This window comes from Saccharothrix sp. S26 (assembly GCF_021390395.1).
Taxonomy (GTDB): Bacteria; Actinomycetota; Actinomycetes; order Mycobacteriales; family Pseudonocardiaceae; genus Actinosynnema.
On sequence record NZ_JAJUWT010000032.1, the window covers coordinates 52,991 to 73,471 of the forward strand.

Below are 20,481 nucleotides of genomic sequence, written 5' to 3' on the forward strand. Positions count from 1 at the left end.
GGACGTGACCGAACCGCACGACCTGGTCGACAAGGTGATGGCCGAGCTGCCCGAGTGGCTGCCCGCGCAGCGGTGGTTCGGCGGCAAGGACCGCCCGGTCATCTCCATCCGCCCGCTGCGCACGACGGTGCTGCGGGCCGAGCAGCCGGTGCTGGTGCACCTGGTGGTGGAGGTCGAGCAGCCGGACCGGCGGGAGCCCTACCAGCTGCTGATCACCGACCACGTGGACAACTACGACGCCACGCACGTGCCGGAGCTGACCGGCGCGCTGCTCGACCTGATCGCCGAGGGCGCGCAGGTCGACGGCCTGAGGTTCGCGCGCGAGCCGGGCGCGGAGCTGCAGACCGGGCTGCGCGGCCGGCCGATCACCTCCGAGCAGTCGAACACCTCGATCGTGTTCGGCAGCCACTACATCCTCAAGCTGTTCCGCAAGCTGACCTACGGCGACAACCCCGACCTGGTGCTGCACCGGGCGTTGCGGCAGGTCGGCTGCGAGCACATCGCCCAGCCGCTCGGGTCGATCACCGGCAGGCTGGACGGCCAGACCACGACCGTCGGCATGTTGCAGCAGTTCATGCCGGACGCGGTGGACGGCTGGGCGATGGCCACGACGAGCGTGCGCGACCTGATGGCCGAGGCCGACCTGCACGCCGACGAGGTGGGCGGTGACTTCGCCGGCGAGGCGCAGCGGCTGGGCCAGGCCGTGGCCAGCGTGCACGCGGACCTGGAGCGCGCCCTCGGCGTGCAGCACGCGGACGCGGAGGACATCGAGCGGACCGTGCGGGCGATGATCGCGCGGCTGGACTCGGTGGTGGCCGCGGTGCCGGAGCTGCGGCCGTACGTGCCCGCGCTGCGGGAGGCGTTCGAGCAGGCCAGGGAGACGCCGGACGCGGTGGCCGTGCAGCACATCCACGGCGACCTGCACCTGGGCCAGGTGCTGCGGACCGTGCAGGGGTGGCTGCTGATCGACTTCGAGGGCGAGCCCGGCTCGCCGATCGCCGAGCGGACCGCGCTGCGCTCGCCGTTGCGCGACGTGGCCGGGATGCTGCGATCGTTCGACTACGCGGCGCACCAGTTGCTGGTCGGCCAGCCGGAGGACCACCAGCTGACCGTGCGGGCGCTGGAGTGGGCGCGGCGCAACCGGGCGGCGTTCACCGAGGGCTACGCCGAGGCGGCGTCGGACTCGGTGGGCGACCCGCGCAAGCGCGGCTACCTGCTGCGGGCGTTCGAGCTGGACAAGGCCGTGTACGAGGTCGCCTACGAGCACGCGAACAGGCCGGAGTGGTTGACGGTCCCGTTGTCGTCGATCGCGCGGATCACTGGAGAGGGAGCGGTGCAGTCATGATCTCGCCCGAGGACGTCGACCGGCTGCTGGCCGGGGCGCACCACGACCCGCACTCGGTGCTCGGCGTGCACCACGTCACCGAGGGCGTGGTCGCGCGGGCGCTGCGGCCGGGTGCGACCGCGGTGGCGGTGATCGCGAACGACAAGCGCTTCGAGCTGGACCGGGTCGCCGACGGGCTGTTCGCGGGCGACCTGCCCGAGCACCCGGGCGGCAACTACCGGTTGGAGGTCGAGTACGGCGACGACGTCGTCGAGGTCGACGACCCGTACCGGTGGCTGCCGACCGTCGGCGAGCTGGACCTGCACCTGATCGGCGAGGGCAGGCACGAGCGGCTGTGGGACGTGCTGGGCGCGCGGGTGCGCACCTACGACACGCCCGACGGCGTCGTCTCGGGCGTCTCGTTCGCCGTGTGGGCCCCGACCGCGCGCGGTGTGCGGGTGTGCGGCGACTTCGACGGCTGGGACGGGCGCGCGAACCCGATGAGGTCGCTGGGCTCGTCCGGCGTGTGGGAGATCTTCATCCCCGGCGTCCCCGAGGGCACCCGGTACAAGTTCCGGATCCTCGGCCGCGACGGCGGCTGGCACGAGAAGGCCGACCCGATGGCGTTCGCCACGGAAACGCCCCCGCACACCGCCTCGGTGGTCACCCGGTCCACGTACGAGTGGGGTGACGCGGAGTGGCAGGCCAAGCGGGACGCCACGCAGTGGATCAACGCGCCCATGAGCGTGTACGAGGTGCACCTGGGCTCGTGGAAGCCGGGCCTGGGGTACCGGGAGCTGGCCACGGAGCTGGCCGACTACGTGGTGAGCGCCGGGTTCACGCACGTGGAGCTGATGCCGGTGGCCGAGCACCCGTTCGGCGGGTCGTGGGGCTACCAGGTGACGTCGTACTACGCGCCGACGTCGAGGTTCGGCTCGCCGGACGACTTCCGGCACTTCGTGGACGTGCTGCACCAGCGCGGCGTCGGCGTGATCATGGACTGGGTGCCGGCGCACTTCCCGAAGGACTCGTGGGCGCTGGCCAGGTTCGACGGCAGCGCCCTGTACGAGCACGAGGACCCGCGCCGGGGCGAGCACCCGGACTGGGGCACGCTGGTGTTCGACTTCGGGCGCAACGAGGTGCGCAACTTCCTCGTCGCCAACGCCCTGTACTGGATCGAGGAGTTCCACATCGACGGCCTGCGGGTCGACGCGGTGGCCTCGATGTTGTACCTGGACTACTCGCGGCAAGAGGGGCAGTGGCTGCCCAACCAGTACGGCGGCCGGGAGAACCTGGACGCGGTGCGGTTCCTGCAGGAGCTGAACGCGACCGTCTACAAGCGCCACCCCGGTGTGGTGATGGTGGCCGAGGAGTCGACGGCGTGGCCGGGCGTGACGCGGCCGACGCACCTGGGCGGCCTCGGGTTCGGGTTCAAGTGGAACATGGGGTGGATGCACGACTCGCTGCACTACCTGTCGCGCGAGCCCATCCACCGGTCGTTCCACCACAACGAGATCACGTTCTCGCTGGTGTACGCGTGGAGCGAGAACTTCGTGCTGCCGCTGTCGCACGACGAGGTCGTGCACGGCAAGGGGTCGTTGTGGCAGCGGATGCCCGGCGACGACTGGAACAAGGCGGCGGGCCTGCGGTCGCTGCTGGCGTTCATGTGGGCGCACCCCGGCAAGCAGCTGCTGTTCATGGGCGGTGAGTTCGGGCAGCGGGAGGAGTGGTCGGAGAGCCGGTCGCTGGACTGGCACCTGCTGGAGTCGCCGCTGCACAGCGGCCTGCACCGGCTGATCGCGGACCTGAACCGGGTGTACACGGCCTCGCCCGCGCTCTACAGCGCGGACAACCGGCCCGAGGGGTTCTCGTGGATCGACGCGAACGACTCGGCGGGCAACGTGCTGAGCTTCCTGCGGATCGGCGAGGACGGCTCGGTGCTGGCGTGCGTGGCCAACTTCGCCGGGATGCCGCACCACGACTACCGGGTGGGGTTGCCGGTGGCGGGCCGGTGGCGCGAGGTGGTGAACACGGACTCGGAGGTCTACGGCGGCTCCGGCGTGGGCAACCTCGGCGTCGTGGAGGCGGAGGAGCACCCGTGGCACGGCCGCCCGGCCTCGGCCGTGCTGCAACTGCCCCCGGCGGGCGTCCTCTGGCTGGCCCCGGAGAAGCAACCGACCCCGGCCACCGCCGTGGCCACCGCGATCACGGCCACGAGCCCCGCCATCCCCGACTCGGCCGCTGAAGCCTTCGTGGACGCGGAGGACCCGGCGGACTCGGTCGACCTGGCGGACTCGGTCGACCCGGCGGACTCGGTGGACGCCCCGCCCCCGAACCGGACCGCGCTCGACAACACCTGACCGACGCACCGGGCGTGCTGCGCAGGGGTCCTCGCCCAGGGGACCCCTGCTTTCATCTTCCCAGAGGGGTACGACAATTCCGGGCCCGACCGAACCACGCGGCGGTGAACGCCGTCCGCGGCGGGCCGTGCCTGCCATGCTGGGCCCATGGCGGACGAGGTGTGGGCGGTCGGCGAGGCTTACGAGGCTTACGTCGGGCGTTGGAGCGCGCCCGTCGCGCGGCGGTTCCTCCGGTTGTTGGGTGTGCCGGCGGGACGGCGGTGGGTGGACGTCGGGTGCGGCACGGGGGCGTTGACGGCGGCGGTGTTGGCGGTCGCGGAGCCCGCGGAGGTGGTCGGGGTGGACCCGTCGCAGGGGTTCCTGGCCACGGCGAGGCACCGGGTCGCCGATCCGCGGGTGGCGTTCCACGTCGGTGACGCCCGTGCGCTGCCGTTGCCCGACCGCGCGTTCGACGCCGTGGTCAGCGGCCTGGCGTTGAACTTCGTGCCCGACCCGGTCCGGGCCGCGGCCGAGTTCGGCAGGGTCGCCGCGCCCGGCGCGGTGGTGGCGGCCTACGTCTGGGACTACGCCGAGGGCATGGCCATCACCCGGTTCTTCTGGGACGCGGCCACCGACCTCGACCCGGCCGCCGCCGCCTCGCACGAGGGCAGGCGCTTCGCCCTGTGCCGACCCGAACCGCTGCGCCGGCTGTGGACCGACGCCGGGCTGACCGGGGTCCGCGTCGACGCGTTGGAGGTGCCGACGACCTTCACCGACTTCGACGACTACTGGCGGCCGTTCCTCGGCGGCCAGGGACCGGCTCCCGGTTACGCCGCGTCGCTGCCCGAGGACCGCCGCCGGGCCCTGCGCGACCTGCTGCGCACCCGCCTGCCCACCCAGCCGGACGGCTCGATCCGGCTCACCGCGCGGGCCTGGGTGGTGCGCGGCGTCACGGCCCCGGTGTGAAGCCCGGCAGCAGTTCGGGCAGCCGTTCGCGACCCCGTGAGGTGACGAGGAGCTCCCTGGTGCCGTCCTGACGGCGGACCAGGTCGTCGGCCACGAACGCGTCCAGCACGAGCCGGCCGAGGTCGCCGCCCAGGTGCGGGACGCGGTGCGTGCGGTCCAGGCAGGCCAGCGCCAGGCGACGGCGCGGCGCCACGGCCGCCGGGTCGACACCCAGGCGGTGCAGCGCGGTCAGGTCGTCGCCCAGCGCCAGCTCGCCGGTGGCGCCGTCGGGCGGGTCGAGCGCCCCGGCCTCGACCAACGTGGTGAACACCGAGATCCCCAGCCGCCCGGCGGCGTGGTCGTAGCAGGTGTGGGCGATGTCCACCGGCGACGACGCTCGCGGCGGCGTGGTGAGGTCGTCGTGGTGGGCGTAACGGGCCAGTGCGGTGAGCACGTCGGCGATGTCGGCGCGGGCGACCTGGTAGACGGCGTGCCGCCCGGTGTGCTCGACCGTGACGAGGCCGGCGGCGCGCAGGCGGGCGAGGTGGTTGCCCAGGCGCGGCGGCGAGACGCCCATGGCGTCGGCCAGTTGCACCATCGTGTGCCGGCCCTCGGCGGCGAGCAGTTGCAGCGCGGTGAGCCGGACCGGGTCGGCCAGCTCACGGGCCAGCGCGACGACCGACGCCTGCACGGCGTTGCCGGAGTCGACCCATCCCGCCATGCACTCAACATACACGGTGTCCTGAACCGTGGTTGCGGGACACCCGGCCGCCCATTACCGTCGCAGACACCATTCATCACATCATGAAGGGTGCGTGCCGATGGGTTTGGGCGTGCTGCTGTGGGGACGCGGGGTCTCGGCGCTCGGCGACGGCCTGTGGTTCACCACGTGGGCGTTGTTCTTCACCCGGGTCCTTGAGTTGCCGCTGGTCACCGTGGGTGTGGGCATGGCGGTGGCGGGCGCGGCGGGGCTGCTCGCCGCGGTGCCGCTGGGCGCGTTGGCCGACCGGTTCGACCCCAGGCTCGTGCTGGCGACGATCACCGTCGTGCGGGCCGGCGCCATGGCCTCCTACCTGGCGGTGGACGGCACGTGGTCGTTCCTGGCCGCGACGGTGGCGTTCACCGCGCCCGCCAACGGCGGCAACGCCGTGCGCACCGCGTTGATCGCGGGGCTGGTGGCCGACAACGCGGCCCGGGTGCGGGCGCTGGCCCAGCAGCGGGTGGCGCAGCACGTCGGCTACGCGATCGGGGCCGGGCTCGGCGCGCTGGTGCTGACCGCCGACGACCACCGCGCCTACGCCCTGGCGATCACCGGCAACGCGATCACGTTCGGCGTGCTGGCGGTGACGACCCTCGCCGTGCGGGCACCATCACCGGCCGGCGGCACGCCACGTGCGCGTGCCGTGCTGCGCGACCGCCCCTACCTGGCCGTCGTCGCCGTCACGTCGGTCCTGTCGCTGTGCTGGGCGATGCTCTCGACCGGCCTCCCGCTGTGGCTGTCCCGCGAGACGGACCTGCCGCTCGCGCTGGGCGGCGTGGTGGTGGTCGTCAGCTCGGTCGGCATCGCCGTGTTCCAGGTGCCGTTCGCGCGGTTCGCCCGCGGGCCGAGCCGGGCCGCGCGCACGGCGGTGCGGTCCGGGATCGTCCTGGCCGCGAGCTGCGTGCTGCTGGCGACCACCGCGGGCGGTTCGGGCGCGGTCGGCGTGGTGGTCGTGGTGGCCGCCGCCGCGCTGCACGTGGTCGGCGAACTGGGTTACGTGGCCGCGAACTGGGGCCTGTCGGTCAGCTTGATGCGGGACGAGTCGCGTGGCGCGTACCAGGGGGTGAACGAGGCCGCCACCGCCACCGTGCAGCTCTTCGGGCCCGCCGTGTTCACGTTCGCCCTCGGCGGTTTCGGCGCCGCCGGCTGGCTCGCCGTGGCCGCGGTGTTCCTGGCCGCGGTCGCGCCCGTGCCCGCGCTGACCAGGTGGGCCACGCGCACGCGGGAACCGGCGGTCGCGTCGAACACGACCCCGTAGGGGTTCGCGGCAGGCACAATGGGCCAATGCGGCTCGTATCGGCTCGGCTGGTCCTGCTGGCGGCGGTCATGCTCACGGCCAGTGCGTGCGCCCAGGTGGTCACCGGCAAACCCGTGGCGGGCGAAGCCGTCACCAAGGGCACGGTCGACCCGGGCTTCATCCGGGGTACCGACGGCGGCCCGATCGACCAGCTCGCGGCCACCGCCATCACCGACATCGACACGTTCTGGCAGGAAGCGTTCCCCGACGCGTTCGACAAGCCGTGGCAGCCGATCGAGGGCGGCATCTACTCGGTGGACACCACCGACTCGTCCGCGAAGCCGCCGCCGTGCACCGAGAAGGCCAGCGACGTGGAGGGCAACGCGTTCTACTGCCCCAGCGCCGACGCCATCGCCTGGGACCGCGCCGCGCTGCTGCCCGTGCTCAAGGACCGGTTCGGCGACGCGGCCGTGGTGATCGTGCTGGCCCACGAGATGGGTCACGCCGTGCAGAACCGGATGGGCATCACTCCCGAGGCCGAACGGCGCGAGCCGCAGCGGTTCCCCACGATCCTGACCGAGGCGATGGCCGACTGCTTCGCGGGCGCGTTCACCAAGTGGGTCAACGACGGCAAGTCCGAGCACCTCGACATCGGCTCGGACACGCTGGACTCGGCGCTCGGCGCGCTGGTCACGTTCCGCGACCCGGTCGGCACCTCGCCGGAGGACCGCGCCGCGCACGGCAACGCGTTCGACCGGGTGTCCGCGTTCCAGGACGGCTACCAGCAGGGCACCGCGTTCTGCGGCGCGATGTCGGTGGACAACCGGGTCTTCACCCAGCAGGCGTTCACCTCGGCCGACGACCGCGACCGCGGCGGCAACCTGCCGTTCGACGAGATGCTGGAGAACGTCACCCCCGACCTCAACCTGTACTACAAGTCGCTGGTCGAGAAGGCCGGCAAGAAGTGGACCGAGCCCAAGGCCACGCCCACCGAGGACGAGCCGGACTGCTCCGGCGACCAGGGCCCGGTGGCGTACTGCCCGGCGGAGAAGTCGGTGGAGTTCGAGGTCGAGGCCGACCTGCCCGAGCTGCACGCCGAGATCGGCGACTACGCCACCGGCCTGCTGCTGGCCAGCCGGTACGGGTTGGCCGCGATGGCGGCGCTGGGCGTGGACCTCGACGGCGAGGGCGCGGCGGCCGGCGCGTTGTGCCTGGCCGGGGCGTACACGCGGGAGGTGTTCACCCGGCAGCAGGGGTTCGGGCTCTCCCCCGGTGACCTCGACGAGGCGGTGCAGGTGCTGCTGGCCTACGACTACGCGGCACGTGACGCGACGGGCGCGACGGCGCTCGGACCCGGGTTCAAGCGGGTCGAGGTGTTCCGCGGCGGCGTGTTCGAGGGCACCAAAGCCTGCGGTTCGGCGTAAACCCCGCGGGTCGGCCAAGTAGTGTTCGGGCCTGGATCGGCACGACCGGGATGGGGCTTGGGCATGGCTCGACGGGCTTGGGTTGCTGCGACGCTCGCCGCCGCGTTGGCGTTGACCGGGTGCACCCAGACGGTGAGCGGGTTGGGGCGGCCGGAACGGCCCGACGCCACCAAGGTCGCCGGGCTGGAGATCACCACGGGCGAGAGCGGCGCGAAGCCGGGCGTGCCCGACGCGGACCTCCAGGTGGAGAACGGCGACGGCGGCGAGATGGACCGGCTGGCCATCAACACGCTGGCCGACGTCGAGGAGTACTGGACCGAGCAGTTGCCCGCCCGGTTCGGCAAGCCGTTCGAGCCGGTCAAGCGGCTGGTGTCCTACGACTCCAACGGCAAGGGCGTCGAGATCTGCCGCACCAACACCGCGGGCGTGGCCAACGCGTTCTACTGCTCGTTGGACGACTCGATCGCCTGGGACCGCGGCGAGCTGCTGCCGATGCTGGACGACGCGTTCGGGCCGATGTCGGTGGTGACCGTGCTGGCGCACGAGATGGGTCACGCCATCCAGTACAAGCTGGGCGACATCGGCGGGATCAACCAGGCCACGCCGTCGATCATCAAGGAGCAGCAGGCCGACTGCTACGCGGGCAACTTCTTCCGCTGGGTCGCCGAGGGCAAGTCCAAGCACTTCCGCATCTCGACCGGGCCGGGGCTGAACCAGGTGCTGGCGACGATGTTCTTCATCCGTGACGCGGCGGGCACGTCGGCCGACAAGCAGGGCGCGCACGGCAGCGCGTTCGACCGGGTGGCGGCGTTCCAGTTCGGGTTCGCCGGCGACCCCAAGCGGTGCGCGGAGATCGACGAGGCCGAGATCAAGGCGCGGATCACGCAGCAGAAGTTCGACTCCGACGACAAGGACACCGGGCAGGGCAAGGGCAACCTCAAGGTGGACGAGGAGCGCTCGCTCCAACTGCTGGAGGAGTCGCTGCGCAGGGCGTTCAAGGACGCCGCCGCCACCCCGCCCACGTTCACCACCAGCCAGGCCGCGGCGTGCACCGACGGCGGCGACACCTCACCCGCCGCGTACTGCCCGTCGACCAACTCGATCTCCATCGACCTGCCCGACCTGGTGAAGATCGGCACGCCGCCGAAGCGCGGGCAGAAGGGCGGGATCGGCGACTTCGCCGCGTTCGCCGAGATCGCCTCGCGGTTCGCGCTGTCCATCCAGAAGGCCACGGGCTACGGGCTGGAGGGCCCGGCGGCCGGTCTGCGCACCGCGTGCCTGACCGGCGCGTGGGCCGGGACGACCACCCAGAACGGGGCCACGCTGCGCCTGTCGTCCGGTGACCTGGACGAGGCCGTGGCCGAGCTGCTGGCGGACAAGAGCCTGATCGCGGCGGACGTGAACGGGACCGTGGTGCCGTCCGGCTTCGCCCGCGTCGAGGCGTTCCGTGACGGCTTCTACCAGGGTGCGGGTCTGTGCACCCGGAAGTACGCCGGCTGACCGCCGTTCACGCGGCGACCCCGACGAAAGCCGCGAGCTTGCGCAGATCGCCCTTCACCGACCGCCGTTCGCGTTTCAACATGCCGCGCAGCATCGAGTGGACGCGGCCGGTGAACAGGAGCTGTTCGGGCGCGGCGGCTTTCGCGAGGGCGAGCGCGTCCAGCGCTTCGCGGTCCTGTCGGCGCAGATAATGCGCCCAGGCGACCGTGATGAGATGCGAGGTCCGGCGTTCGGACAATTCCGGGGGTAGATTGTCGTACGGAACGCGGTCCGCCACCGAGATGGCCCGGCCGGGATCACCCAGTTCGAGCTCGAGCCAAACCCGGTGAATGGCGATGTTGGTCGGCCCGAACGCCAGCCAGAAATCGTTCCGGTCGCCTGTGTTCTCCGCGGCTCGTGAGGCTTCGCCCAAGTAGTCGTGCGCCGCGCGGTAATCGCCGAGCGTGGCCGCGCCGACCGCACCCTTCAGCATCAGTGATCCGTACATGCTGTACGCCTGCGGGGTGTCCAGGTGCGGTCGAAGCGCGTCGGCGGCGGCGACAGGCGCGTCGGTCGACTCCGTGAGCCGCCCGGCGTGGCGCAGGACGACCGCCAGCCGCCACGCCCCACCCGCGATCAGGAGCCGGTCGTCCGACTTCTCGGCGGCGTGCATCGAACGCTCCGCCGCCACCCAGGGCAGGTGCGGCTCACCCAGGCGGTCCAGCATCCCGGACGTGACCCGGTACACCAGTGCCTGCAGCTTCGCCGCTTCCCGCTGCCGGCTCCCGTCGCCGGCGTCGTGCACCAGGTGCCAGGCGTCCGCGATCATGTCCGGAACGAGCGGGGCCATGTCGGACCACCGTTCCGTTTGTGAGTGCAGGAACGCCTTCTCCACCCGGATGCGGAGGTGCTCCGGCGAGACGGGCTTCCGATCGGGAACGCCGAGCAGCGGGGAGATGCCGTTGTAGCGCAACATCGCGGCTTCGATCTCCGGCACGATTCCCGGTGCCGTGCCGAGTGAGTCCTTGCGCCTGGCCTTCACCCGGAATGGACCCGGCAGCAGGGCTGACGGCGGAATGCGCAAAGCCTCGGCCACCGCCACGATGGTGGACAGCTTGTCCACCTCGCGCTTGCCGTTCTCGATCTGCCTGAGCCACTCGGTGGTACAGCCACCGACCAAACCGCACAACACTTCCTGCGTCATGCCCTGCCGCTTGCGGTAGTAAGCGATGCGCTCGCCCACCGTGGCCTCGATGTCCTCCCGCACAAGTCCAGCGTACCCACCTGAAACGTGCGTCGACGCACCCCAACAGCGATTTGGGGTTGATCGCGGAAAGGACCTCTAGCGTCCCGGTGGGCGAACCGATGACGCCGATGATCGCGATGCGGAAGTGAGGTCCCCGTGCCGAGCAGCACACCGGACATCCGGCAGACCACCTTGCGAGCTGCCTTGGACTACGCCGCCCTTGGTTGGCCGGTCGTGCCGGGCGCCGTCTGGACTGGTGGGCACTTCGCCGACCCCGCCGACGGCGACTTCGTGCTCAACCCGTACCTCCGGCCGCTCGCGGAAGCGACCACCGATGCCGATCGGATCCGGGAGTGGTGGTCGGCTCCGGGGTTGTTCGTGCCGAACATCCTCACCCCGGTCGGTTCGAGCCTTGGCGCTTTCACGGTCTTCGCGGCCTTGACCGAGGTCATCGCCCGGCATGCGTGGTTCGACACCGACCCGACGCCCGTCCTGGCGATCAAGGGCCTGCCGGTGGCGTACTTCCTCGTCGCACCACCGATTCCGGCGGTGCTGCTGAGCGACCGCGCGAGCGTGGTGGAGGCGGGCATGCCGCTGCCGTTGCCGCCGACGTCCATCGGGGGCACGGAGGTGTTCTGGTTGATCACTCCCGAGGAAGCGGGCAACACGCTCCGGGCAGGCGACGACCTCGCCGACCTCATTCACCACTTGGAGAGGAAGACCGCGTGAGCGAGCCGACCCAGGTCCAGCGGACCGTCGACATCCGAGAGGTCTTCACGGCTTTGATGCACGAGGTGGCGAGGGAAGACATGCCCCGGTTGTTCGCCATCGTGGAGGAGTACGGCGAGGGCGAAGACGCGCGGGTCGCCGGTTACGGCTTGGCCTACGCCGACCGCGCCGAGTCCAACTCCGTGGAGGGCGGTTTCCGCCTCACGTCGGACTGCGCCGAGAACGCCCGGAAGTGGTACGAGATCAACACGGACGAGGCGGTGCGTCAGGTGCACCTGGTCTGGTTGGACGCGACCACGCCGTGAACAGGGGCCCGACCAGCGGGCCCCTGTCGGACGTGCTCAGTAGAGGGCGCTGGCGAGGTTGCGGCGGGCTTTGGCGACCCGGTCGTCGTCCGGTGGGAAGAGTTCGAACAGGCCCACCAGGTGTTCGCGGACCCGGTCGCGGTCGTCGCCGAAGACGCGGCGGACCGTGTCGACCAGGCGCTTGAACGACTGCTCGACGTCGTTGGTCGCCAGCTCCAGGTCCGCAGCGGCCAGTTGGGCGTCCACGTCGTCGGGGTTGGCGTCGGCCTTGGCGATGGCGTCGGCGGGCACGGCCTCGGCGCGGGCGGTGAACCGCACCTGCGCCAGGGCGGCCTTGGCCTCGGCGTTGGCCGGCTCGGCGGCCAGGATCGCCTGGTAGGCGGCCTCGGCGGCGGCGAAGTCGCCCTGCTCGAACGCCTCCTCCGCGGCCGTGAAGCGGGGGTCCTCCGGTTCGGCGGCGGGCTCGTCGCCGGACGCGGCGCGGTTGGCCTCCGCCGCCTTGATGCCCGGCAGGCGGTCGCGCAGGGCGTCCAGCAGGCGGGTGATCCACTGGCCGAGCTCGGCTTCCGGCAGGGGGCCCGCGAAGGCGTCGATCGGCTGGCCGCCGGCGATCGCGACCACGGTCGGCACCGACTGCACGCCGAACACCTGGCCGATGCGCGGGCTGGCGTCCAGGTCGACCCTGGCCAGCAGCCAGGCGCCGCCGCCCGCCCGCGCCGCGCGCTCCAGCACGGGTGAGAGCTGGCCCGCCTCGGGGCTCCACGACGCGGTCAGCTCGACGACGACCGGGACGTCCAGGGAACGCTCGACGACCGACTGGAACGTCGCCTCGGTGACGTCCAGCACCCACGGGCTCGGACCTGCGTCCGAACCGCCGCCGGAACCGGAGCCCGACGACGGGGGTGGGGTGGCGGCACGCTGCCTCGCGGCGTCGGCCCGGGCCTTCAGCGCGCCCAGGTCGACCGCCCCGGACAACGCGGCGGACAGTGCGGCGGTCTTTCGGGGGTCTGGCCTTGTCACGCTTCCATCCTGGCACGAGTGCGGCGGCCGGCCGCGCGCGGCTGGCCGCCGAGTCGCGCGACCGGGTCGATCGCCATCGGGTTGGTCCGCATCGCCTCGTTCAGCCGTCCCAGGCGCAACGCGATCGGCGTCATCAGCTCGACGAACCGCGCGGTGCCCGCAGGGCCCAGCACGTCCCACGGGCGGGTGGCGGCCTCGTCGGTGCGGCGTTCGACGTCCTCGCGCAGCGCCCGACCGGCCGGGGTGAGGTCGCCGTCGAACAGCCCGCGCCCGGCCAGCGCCGCTTCGGCTTCCCGCCACTCGTCCTCCGACCAGCCGCGGGCGGTGCGCAGGTACGCCGGGTCCAGGCCGTTGTCGGCGCTGAACAGCACCAACGTCTCGCACGGGCCCAGGTCGGCGGCCACCAGCGCGGCGACGTGACCGTCACCCCGCGACTCGCGCAACGTCGTGCACGCCTGCCACAGCGCCAGGTGCGGCTCGTCGGGCACGGGCAGCGCGCGGTTCGCGGCGCCCAGCACCCGCCCGGCCACGGGCGCGGCCCGCGCCGCCCGGCCGGCCAGTTCGGCGGCCTCGGCGACGTCCACGCCCTCCAGCATCCGCCGCAACGCCCGGTCCACGCCTTCCAACCGCGCTTCGAGGAACCGGGCGGGGCTCGCCACGTCCCACGCGTCGGGCAGCGCGCGGGCCACCATGCGCGGGTGGAAGCTGAAGAACGCGGCGGTCACGACCTCCGGCGAGGCCGCGCCCAGCGGGGCGGCGCGCTGGCCGAAGTAGCCCATCCAGCCGCCCTTGCAGCCCAGCACGTCGGTGACCGCCCGCGACTCGGGCGTGAAGTAGGTGACGTCGTGGTAGGTCTCGAAGCGCACCCACAGGTCTCGAGGCTCCATGCCCGCAATTTAGTTGGACGTCCTACTGATTGTCGTCCCCCAGGTACTGCTCCAGCCGCTCCACCTTCGCGGTGAGCTGACCCGTCCAACCAGGACGGATGTCGGCCTTGAGCACGAGGCTGACCCGGGGCGCGCTCGCCCGCACGGCCTCCGTCGCCTTCTTCACCACCGCCATCACCTCGTCCCACTCGCCCTCCACCAGCGTGAACATGGCGTTGGTCTCGTTGGGCAGGCCGGACTCGCGGACCACCCGCACGGCCTCGGCGACGGCGCGCGCCACCCCGTCGGACTCCCCGCCGAGCGGGCTGACACTGAACGCGACGAGCACTGCTGCCTCCTGGTCGGGGTACTCACTGGTAGCTTCGGCGCATGACGTCCCAGCCGCTGCCGTTCGACCCCATCGCGCGCGCCGCCGAGCTGTGGGAGAAGCGGATCGGACCGTCGACGGCGATGGCGGCGGTCACCAGCGTCATGCGAGTACAGCAGATCATCCAGTCCGCCGTGGACGCCGCCCTCAAGCCGCACGGGCTGACGTTCGCGCGGTTCGAGGCGCTGGTGCTGCTGACGTTCGCCCGCACGGGCAGCCTGCCGATGCGGGTGATGGGCGAACGCCTCCAACTGCACCCGACGAGCGTGACGAACATCGTGGACCGGCTGGAAGCCGACGGACTCGTGCGCCGCAACCCCCACCCCACCGACCGGCGCACCACGCTCGTGGAGATCACCGAGGCCGGGCACGCCCGGCGCGAGGCGGCCACCGAAGCCGTGACGAGCGTCGAGTTCGGGTTGCGCGGGCTGACCGACCGGCAGACCGAGCAGTTGACCGACCTGCTGGCGAAGGTCCGCCGCGCGGTCGGCGACTTCGAGGACTGAATTCGGTCGACAGGACGCCGCCGGCACGGCCACCCTGCACCCGTGCGGGAGATCAGGGCTCTGGTGACGGTCGGCGGCCGGTACGTGGGAGCGGCGGAGCCGTTCACCGTCGACAGCCCCTGGTGGAACGACGTCGAGCCGGTGACCACGCGGTTGGACGAGGTGCTCGGCGTGACGACGAGCGTGTTGCGGCTGGTCGGGACGACCACGCCGGCGATGCGCGACGGCGTGGTGACCTACCAGGTGGAGGCCGACCGGGTGCCCGAGCGGGGGTTGTCGGCCGACTCGCCGCCGCACGAGTTCCCCGATCACCCGTTGCGGCTGCCGTGGGCGCGGCCGGGTGGGCCGGCGGCGTTGGTGGCGTGGGCGCGGCGGCACGTCGACGTGACCGGGCCGCCCGTGCAGGTGAAGACGTGGAACCTGTCGTGCCTGTACCGGCTGCCGACGGCGGACGGGACCGTGTGGGCGAAGGCGACGCCGCCGTTCATGGCGGACGAGGCCGAGGTGATCCGGCTGGTGGCGTCGGTCGACCCGTCGTTGGCGCCGCGGTTGATCGCGTCGGAGCCCGGTCGGGTGCTGCTCGCGGAGGCGTCCGGGGTGGACTGCTGGCAGCCCGGTTCGGACGTGGTCGAGCGGATCGTGCCGCGGTGGGTGGCGGTGCAGGCGGCGTTGGCCGGTGAGCCGCGGTTGCGGGTGCGCGGGGTGGGCGTGCCGGCTTTCGGGCTGCCGGACACCGTGCTGCACGGCGACTTCCACCCGGGCAACTGGCGTTCCGGCGGTGTCGTGCTCGACTGGGGTGACGCGCACTGGGGGCACCCGGCGTTGGACGCGGCCCGGCTGATCGGGTTCGTCGCGCCGGAGTTCCGGCCGTCGGTCGAGCGCGTGTGGGTGGACGCGTGGTCGCGCCACTTCCCGTCGAGCGACCCGGCGAGCGCGCTGCGGCACGCCCGGCCGGCGTCACACCTCGTCGGCGCGGTGGTGTACCAGGAGTTCCTGGACAACATCGAGCCGAGCGAGCGCGTCTACCACCTCGGTGACCCGGAGGCGGAGCTGGAGCGCGCTCAGTCGTTGGCGGTCTGACCCTCGACCTCTTCGAGGCGACCGGTCTTGTTGGCCCAGCGCTCGAAGACGACCGTGCCGAACGGCGGGATGCTCGCGACGAGGCCGAGGATGAGCGTCTTGCGGTCCCAGCGGTGCGCCAGCATCAACGTCACCAGGACGTAGCCGACGAAGATGGCGCCGTGGATCGGCCCGAAGACCTTCACGCCGATCTCGTTCCCCACCACGACGTACTTGAAGAACATGCCGATCAACAGACCGGCCCACGACACCGCCTCGGCCAGGGCGAGCAGGCGAAACCGACCAACAGCGCTGCTGAACATGCACCCCATTGTGCTTCGTGACCCCCCTCACCCCACCCCCACCCCCGCGTGAGTCCTACGTTCAGAACGCGCGTGTCCTACGTTCAGAACCCCCGAGTTGAACGCTCAGGACCGGGCCGGCCGTTCTGAGCGTTGAATTCGGGTGTTCTGAACGTAGGACACGCGCGACGCGAACGTAGGACTCACGCGGTGTGGAGGTAGGACTCTCGGGTCAGTCGTCCCAGCGGAAGATGCGGGCGGCGATGAAGCCCACGACCAGGGTGAAGGCGATCAGGACGGCGGAGGGGACGAGGAGGGCCTCAACGCCCTTGCCGCGCACCAGCACGTCCAGCATGCCGTCGTTCATGTGCCGCAACGGGAAGATGTTCGACACGGTCTGCAACCACGCCGGGGCATTCTCCACCGGGAAGAACGTGCCCGACAGGAACGCCATCGGCATGATCACGATGTTCGCCGCGCCCGAAGCCGCCTCCTCCGTCTTGCAGAACGCGCCGACGAGCATCCCGACCGCGAAGAACGCCGTCGTGCCCAGCACCAGCAACGGCAGCGCCAGGTACCACTGGCCGGTCAGCTTCAACCCGAACACCGGCAGCAACGCCACCGCCACGAACACCACGCCCTGCGCCACCGCCGTGCCGATGCTCACCAGCACCCGCGACGTGAGCACGGTCGTCGTGCTCACCGGTGCCAGCCGGATCCGCCGCAGCACCTGCTTCTTGCGCCACGACACCATGGTCAACGCCGAGCCGAACACGCCCGAGATCGAGATCGCCCACGACAGGATGCCCGGCGTCAGGTACTGGATGGGCTTGAGCGACGCGTCCTCGACCGACTGCGCGTCCAGCGTGAACCGGGGCGGCACGTTCGCCGCACCCAGGTTGATCTTGTCGACCACGCCGGACACGATGCCGAGCACGGTGCCCGCCGCGACCTGGTCGCTGGCCGCGTAGATCAACCGCACGCGGTCGCCGGACACCACCACCGCGGCGGGCAGGTCGCCGTCGTCGACCTTCTGCCGGGCGGTCGCCGCGTCACCGTACCTCTCCAGCTCGATCGCGCCGGTCTGCTCCAACGTCGTCAGCACGGGCCCGTCGCCCACCGCCGCGATCTTGGTCTTGTCGCTGCCGGAGTCGCCGAGCAGCAACCCGAACACGACCAGGAACATCAGCGGGAACAGGAAGACGAAGAACAACGTCATCTTGTCCCGCAGGAAGCCCTTGACCATGGCGGCCGACAGGCTCCGGAACGCGGTCATGCCCGGTACTCCCGTCCGGTCAGGTCGAGGAAGACGTCCTCCAACGTGGCCGTGCGTACCTGCAACCCGTCCAACGTGCCGCGCTCGGCGAGCGCCGACAGCACCGGCGCGGGCCGGCGGGTGGAGATGGTCAACGACACCTCGTCCTCGTGCGCTTCCTCGACGCCGGTGATGCCACGCGCCGCCTCACGCGTCAGCACGCCCTTCTGCAGCACCACGTGCGTGGGCGCGTCCAGACCGCGCACCAGCGTGGCCGGCGCGTCCATGGCGAGGATGCGGCCGCGATCCATGATCGCCACGCGGTCGCACAGGATCTCGGCCTCGTCGAGGTAGTGGGTCGTGTAGACGATGGTCTTGCCCCTGGCCTGGATCGCGCGCAGCACGTCCCACAGGTTGCGCCGCGCCTGCGGGTCCAGCGCGGCGGTCGGCTCGTCGAGGAAGACGAGGTCCGGGTCGTGGACGAGGGCGCACGCGATCGACAGCCGCTGCCGCTGGCCGCCGGAGAGCTTGTTCTCCTGCACGTCGGCCTTGTCGGTCAGGCCGACCAGCTCCAGCATCTCGTCGGCCTTGCGCCGGCTCACGCCGTACAGCGAGCCGAACGTCTGCAACTGCTCGCGGGCGGTCAGCTTCTCGAAGAAGCTCGACGCCTGCAGTTGCACGCCGATGCGCGGCAGCAGCTTCGGGTTGCGCGGCCACGGCTGCTCGCCCAGCAGCGTCACCTGGCCGCCGTCGGCCTGGCGCAGGCCCTCGACGATCTCCAGCGTGGTGGTCTTGCCCGCGCCGTTCGGCCCCAGGATGCCGAAGAACTCCCCCTCGGCGACGGTGAACGAGACGCCGTCCACCGCCTTCAGGTCGCCGTAGCTCTTCCTGATGTCGGATACCACGACGGCCGGTATGCGTGCCCCAGTCATGGCTGGACGGTAAGCCGTGCCGAGCCGTCGCGGTGGCACTTCGATCGGTTCACGACGGAAGTGGGCACCGATCGAGACTTTCGACGTATCCGCTGGTGGCTGTGCGCGTGCCGGCGATTACGAGACGTGCTCACCGGTGCCGGGTGACGGTGGCGCGGACGTCGGTCCGGTCGCCCAGGTCGCCTCCGCCGGGTCCGCGGTGAGGCGGTGACCGAGGTGCGCGCCGTCGAGCCGGTCGACGTTCAGGTACACCCGGTCCCACGGCTGCCCGTCGACGTCGAGCGACCGCACGTACCGCAGTTGCGACGGGTCCGCGCCCTCCGCCGTGATGGTGAGGTCGCGGCCGGACTCCAGGTGCACCACGGCCCGCTCGAACCTCGGCGCGTTCAGCACAAAGTCACCGGTGCCGGGCGTCACGGGGTACAGGCCCAGGGCGCTGAGCACGTACCACGCCGACATCTGCCCCAGGTCGTCGTTGCCGGTCACGCCGTTCGGCGCGGCCACGAACAGCGTCTGCGCCGCCCGCACCACCGCCGAGGTCTGCCACGGCCGCCCCACCAGCGCGTACAGCCACGGCACGTGCAGGTCCGGCTCGTTGTTCGGGTTGTAGCGGAACTGGTTGTAGTACTCGTACGGCCCGACGACCCACTTCTCGCGCACGGTCCGCGCCGGGTCCGCGACCAGGTCCGGGTAGGCGAAGAAGTCGTCCAGCCGGTGCAGCGCCGCGTCCCGGTCGCCGATCAGCCCCACCAGACCGGGCACGTCCTGCTGCGCCAGCCACTGGTACTGCCACGCCGTGCCTTCGTGGAAGCCGTCGGGCCCCTGGGGGCTGAACGGCGCGAGCCACCGACCGTCGCCCAGCTTCGGCCGCGGGAAGCCGGTGAACCCGCGGTCGGTCACCGTGGCGTCCCACAGCACCCGGTAGTTCAGGCCACGCCGGCGCAGGACCTCGGCGTCGTCGGCGTGCCCCAGCGCGGCGGCCATGATCGACAGCGAGCTGTCCGCCAGCGCGTACTCCAACGTCGCCGAAGCGCCGTGGTGCGGGTCGACGTCCTGGCCCTTCTTGCGGAAGTCCCTGTCGTACTGCACGAAACCGCGCTCGAGGTAGGACGGGTTGCCCGCCCTGCCCTCGAACGGCGACGAGGCGGGCGGCACGCCGTTGACGTTCTGCCACAACGCCGCGTAGGCCCGCTCCTCCAAGCCCGCCAACGCGCCGAACCGCCACAGGTCGACCAGGAACGGCGTGACCGGGTCGCCGGTCATCGTGTTCGTCTCCTGGTTGGCGTAGGCCCACCGGGGCAGCCACCCGCCCTGCTCGTGGATCGCCAGCAACGACCGCGCGACGTCCCTGGCCCGCGACGGCCGCAGCAGCGCGAGCAACTGGTTGTGCGCCCGGTAGGTGTCCCACAGCGAGAAGAACTCGTAGTAGGTCCAGCCGTCGGCGGTGTGCACCCGCCCGTCGAACCCGCGGTACCGGCCGTCCACGTCGTTGCCCGTCAACGGCTGCAACAGCACGTGGTACAGCGCGGTGTAGAAGACCGTGCGGTCGTCGCCGGCGGAGGACGTCTCGACGCACGACAGCTCACGCCGCCACGCCTCCTGCGCCTGCGCGCGCAGCGCGTCGAAGGTCTTGCCCCGAGCCTCGGCGAGGTTCTTCGTCGCGCCGTCCGCGTCGACGTGCGAGATGGCGGTGGCCGCCGTCACCGGACCCTCGTCGAACGACACCCACTGCCCTCGCAGCCCCGCGCCGCCCTCCGCGCCACCCCAGTTGCCGCTGCGCCGGAACGGCCGGTCGAACGTCGTGGTGAAGTACGTCGTGTACGGCTTGCCGCCGCAGAACGCCTGCGCCACCACGGTCCCGGCCACCGTGCGGTCGTCCACCACCCGCACGCTGCTCGCGAACACCGGTTCGCCGTCGTTGGCCTGGCCGACGTTCACCAGCACGTGCGGCGTCGTACCGGACGGGAACGAGAACCGCTCCACGCCGACGCGGGTCGTCGCGGTCGACTCCACCGTGATGCCGGACGCCAGCCGCACGCGGTAGTAGCCGGGCTTGCCCACCTCGCCGTCGTGGGTGTACGCGACGCCGTACGAGCGGTGGTCGAAGCTGCGGGGCAGGCCCGTGGTCGGCAGGATCGACACCAGCCCGCCCTGCTCGGAGCACCCCGCGCCGGACAGGAAGAAGTGCCCGAACCCGCGGATCAGGGGGTCGTCGTAGCGGTACCCGGCGTAGTGCGAGCCGATCGGGCTCGAGTGCGCCATGCCGAACGGCATCGACGCGCCGGGGAACGTGTTCCCATCGTCCTTCGTGCCGATGAACGTGTTCACCGACTCCACCGGGTCAGCCGTCACCCGATCCACCATA

19 protein-coding genes and 1 pseudogene are annotated in these 20,481 nt (G+C 71.6%); 11 read left to right on the forward strand and 9 right to left on the reverse strand.

Features of this window, described 5'->3' with window-relative positions:
* Positions 1 to 4: 4 nt before the first annotated feature.
* The 3 genes from LZG04_RS38270 to LZG04_RS38280 all read left to right on the forward strand — a co-directional run bounded on the left by LZG04_RS38270 (position 5) and on the right by LZG04_RS38280 (position 4,629).
* Entirely contained in the window at positions 5 to 1,345 is a 1,341-nt protein-coding gene (locus tag LZG04_RS38270) for a phosphotransferase (protein ID WP_308199662.1), read from the forward strand.
* Positions 1,342 to 3,684, forward strand: coding sequence for a 1,4-alpha-glucan branching protein GlgB (glgB, locus tag LZG04_RS38275; protein ID WP_233826616.1), 2,343 nt, complete (start codon positions 1,342 to 1,344; stop codon positions 3,682 to 3,684). Before LZG04_RS38270 ends, glgB begins: the two co-directional genes overlap by 4 nt.
* A 147-nt stretch (positions 3,685 to 3,831) precedes the next feature.
* Positions 3,832 to 4,629: a class I SAM-dependent methyltransferase gene (locus LZG04_RS38280; RefSeq protein WP_233826618.1), complete on the forward strand. Its 798-nt coding sequence runs from the start codon at positions 3,832 to 3,834 to the stop codon at positions 4,627 to 4,629.
* Here the strand turns inward: LZG04_RS38280 and LZG04_RS38285 are convergent.
* A complete protein-coding gene (locus tag LZG04_RS38285) occupies positions 4,613 to 5,329 on the reverse strand; it encodes a helix-turn-helix transcriptional regulator (protein WP_233826620.1) in 717 nt (238 codons plus the stop codon). The two genes, LZG04_RS38280 and LZG04_RS38285, sit on opposite strands and share 17 nt — an antisense overlap.
* 100 nt (positions 5,330 to 5,429) lie before the next feature.
* Here LZG04_RS38285 and LZG04_RS38290 point away from each other — a divergent pair, with 100 nt between their 5' ends.
* The 3 genes from LZG04_RS38290 (at position 5,430) to LZG04_RS38300 (ending at position 9,529) form a co-directional block, all read left to right on the forward strand.
* Positions 5,430 to 6,626, forward strand: a complete 1,197-nt coding sequence (locus tag LZG04_RS38290) for an MFS transporter (RefSeq protein WP_233826622.1) — start codon at positions 5,430 to 5,432, stop codon at positions 6,624 to 6,626.
* A gap of 26 nt (positions 6,627 to 6,652) precedes the next feature.
* Entirely contained in the window at positions 6,653 to 8,029 is a 1,377-nt protein-coding gene (locus tag LZG04_RS38295; protein ID WP_233826624.1) for a neutral zinc metallopeptidase, read from the forward strand.
* 63 nt (positions 8,030 to 8,092) lie between these two features.
* Positions 8,093 to 9,529, forward strand: coding sequence for a neutral zinc metallopeptidase (locus LZG04_RS38300; RefSeq protein WP_233826626.1), 1,437 nt, complete (start codon positions 8,093 to 8,095; stop codon positions 9,527 to 9,529).
* A 7-nt stretch (positions 9,530 to 9,536) separates the two neighbouring features.
* Here LZG04_RS38300 and LZG04_RS38305 read toward each other — a convergent pair whose 3' ends face one another.
* Positions 9,537 to 10,775 (reverse strand): helix-turn-helix domain-containing protein, encoded by a 1,239-nt coding sequence (locus LZG04_RS38305; protein ID WP_233826628.1) that lies wholly within the window; start codon positions 10,773 to 10,775, stop codon positions 9,537 to 9,539.
* Between the two features lie 135 nt (positions 10,776 to 10,910).
* Between LZG04_RS38305 and LZG04_RS43205 the strand changes: the two are divergent.
* From LZG04_RS43205 to LZG04_RS38315, 3 genes and pseudogenes are all read left to right on the forward strand, one after another.
* Positions 10,911 to 11,114, forward strand: a pseudogene (locus LZG04_RS43205) (bifunctional DNA primase/polymerase); the annotation flags it as partial.
* 18 nt (positions 11,115 to 11,132) lie between these two features.
* Entirely contained in the window at positions 11,133 to 11,483 is a 351-nt protein-coding gene (locus tag LZG04_RS43210) for a hypothetical protein (RefSeq protein ID WP_233826630.1), read from the forward strand.
* A complete protein-coding gene (locus tag LZG04_RS38315; protein WP_233826632.1) occupies positions 11,480 to 11,788 on the forward strand; it encodes a hypothetical protein in 309 nt (102 codons plus the stop codon). Before LZG04_RS43210 ends, LZG04_RS38315 begins: the two co-directional genes overlap by 4 nt.
* A gap of 36 nt (positions 11,789 to 11,824) precedes the next feature.
* Here the strand turns inward: LZG04_RS38315 and LZG04_RS38320 are convergent, their stop codons facing one another.
* Genes LZG04_RS38320 through LZG04_RS38330 form a run of 3 tightly spaced genes read right to left on the reverse strand, consistent with a single transcriptional unit; the run spans position 11,825 to position 14,023 of the window.
* Entirely contained in the window at positions 11,825 to 12,808 is a 984-nt protein-coding gene (locus LZG04_RS38320; RefSeq protein ID WP_233826634.1) for a tetratricopeptide repeat protein, read from the reverse strand.
* Entirely contained in the window at positions 12,805 to 13,695 is an 891-nt protein-coding gene (locus LZG04_RS38325; RefSeq protein WP_233826636.1) for a hypothetical protein, read from the reverse strand. Before LZG04_RS38325 ends, LZG04_RS38320 begins: the two co-directional genes overlap by 4 nt.
* A gap of 22 nt (positions 13,696 to 13,717) precedes the next feature.
* On the reverse strand, positions 13,718 to 14,023 hold the full coding sequence (locus LZG04_RS38330; RefSeq protein WP_233826638.1) for an MTH1187 family thiamine-binding protein: 306 nt from the start codon (positions 14,021 to 14,023) through the stop codon (positions 13,718 to 13,720).
* 41 nt (positions 14,024 to 14,064) lie between these two features.
* Between LZG04_RS38330 and LZG04_RS38335 the strand changes: the two genes are divergently transcribed.
* Positions 14,065 to 14,568, forward strand: coding sequence for a MarR family winged helix-turn-helix transcriptional regulator (locus LZG04_RS38335; RefSeq protein ID WP_077009514.1), 504 nt, complete (start codon positions 14,065 to 14,067; stop codon positions 14,566 to 14,568).
* A gap of 42 nt (positions 14,569 to 14,610) precedes the next feature.
* Positions 14,611 to 15,648 (forward strand): phosphotransferase, encoded by a 1,038-nt coding sequence (locus tag LZG04_RS42855; protein WP_233826640.1) that lies wholly within the window; start codon positions 14,611 to 14,613, stop codon positions 15,646 to 15,648.
* On the opposite strand, the gene LZG04_RS38345 is transcribed toward LZG04_RS42855, so the two are convergent.
* From LZG04_RS38345 to LZG04_RS38360, 4 genes are all read right to left on the reverse strand, one after another.
* Positions 15,630 to 15,950, reverse strand: a complete 321-nt coding sequence (locus tag LZG04_RS38345; protein ID WP_233826642.1) for a DUF3817 domain-containing protein — start codon at positions 15,948 to 15,950, stop codon at positions 15,630 to 15,632. The two genes, LZG04_RS42855 and LZG04_RS38345, sit on opposite strands and share 19 nt — an antisense overlap.
* A gap of 211 nt (positions 15,951 to 16,161) precedes the next feature.
* Positions 16,162 to 17,205: an ABC transporter permease gene (locus LZG04_RS38350; protein ID WP_233826644.1), complete on the reverse strand. Its 1,044-nt coding sequence runs from the start codon at positions 17,203 to 17,205 to the stop codon at positions 16,162 to 16,164.
* On the reverse strand, positions 17,202 to 18,116 hold the full coding sequence (locus tag LZG04_RS38355) for an ABC transporter ATP-binding protein (RefSeq protein WP_233826646.1): 915 nt from the start codon (positions 18,114 to 18,116) through the stop codon (positions 17,202 to 17,204). The genes LZG04_RS38350 and LZG04_RS38355 overlap by 4 nt, the downstream gene beginning before the upstream one ends.
* 117 nt (positions 18,117 to 18,233) lie before the next feature.
* The gene (locus LZG04_RS38360) at positions 18,234 to 20,480 is read right to left on the reverse strand and encodes a GH92 family glycosyl hydrolase (protein ID WP_233826648.1); all 2,247 of its coding nucleotides are present in this window, start codon (positions 20,478 to 20,480) and stop codon (positions 18,234 to 18,236) included.
* Position 20,481: the final 1 nt, after the last annotated feature.

What these genes read in the sequence shown, in the direction of transcription:
- glgB (WP_233826616.1), top strand. Translation starts at nt 1,342, where the DNA reads ATGATCTCGCCCGAGGACGTCGACCGGCTGCTGGCCGGGGCGCACCAC.
- LZG04_RS38280 (WP_233826618.1), top strand. Translation starts at nt 3,832, where the DNA reads ATGGCGGACGAGGTGTGGGCGGTCGGCGAGGCTTACGAGGCTTACGTC.
- LZG04_RS38285 (WP_233826620.1), bottom strand. Translation starts at nt 5,329, where the DNA reads ATGGCGGGATGGGTCGACTCCGGCAACGCCGTGCAGGCGTCGGTCGTC.
- LZG04_RS38290 (WP_233826622.1), top strand. Translation starts at nt 5,430, where the DNA reads ATGGGTTTGGGCGTGCTGCTGTGGGGACGCGGGGTCTCGGCGCTCGGC.
- LZG04_RS38295 (WP_233826624.1), top strand. Translation starts at nt 6,653, where the DNA reads ATGCGGCTCGTATCGGCTCGGCTGGTCCTGCTGGCGGCGGTCATGCTC.
- LZG04_RS38300 (WP_233826626.1), top strand. Translation starts at nt 8,093, where the DNA reads ATGGCTCGACGGGCTTGGGTTGCTGCGACGCTCGCCGCCGCGTTGGCG.
- LZG04_RS38325 (WP_233826636.1), bottom strand. Translation starts at nt 13,695, where the DNA reads ATGGAGCCTCGAGACCTGTGGGTGCGCTTCGAGACCTACCACGACGTC.
- LZG04_RS38335 (WP_077009514.1), top strand. Translation starts at nt 14,065, where the DNA reads ATGACGTCCCAGCCGCTGCCGTTCGACCCCATCGCGCGCGCCGCCGAG.
- LZG04_RS38345 (WP_233826642.1), bottom strand. Translation starts at nt 15,950, where the DNA reads ATGTTCAGCAGCGCTGTTGGTCGGTTTCGCCTGCTCGCCCTGGCCGAG.
- LZG04_RS38350 (WP_233826644.1), bottom strand. Translation starts at nt 17,205, where the DNA reads ATGACCGCGTTCCGGAGCCTGTCGGCCGCCATGGTCAAGGGCTTCCTG.
- LZG04_RS38355 (WP_233826646.1), bottom strand. Translation starts at nt 18,116, where the DNA reads ATGACTGGGGCACGCATACCGGCCGTCGTGGTATCCGACATCAGGAAG.
- LZG04_RS38360 (WP_233826648.1), bottom strand. Translation starts at nt 20,480, where the DNA reads ATGGTGGATCGGGTGACGGCTGACCCGGTGGAGTCGGTGAACACGTTC.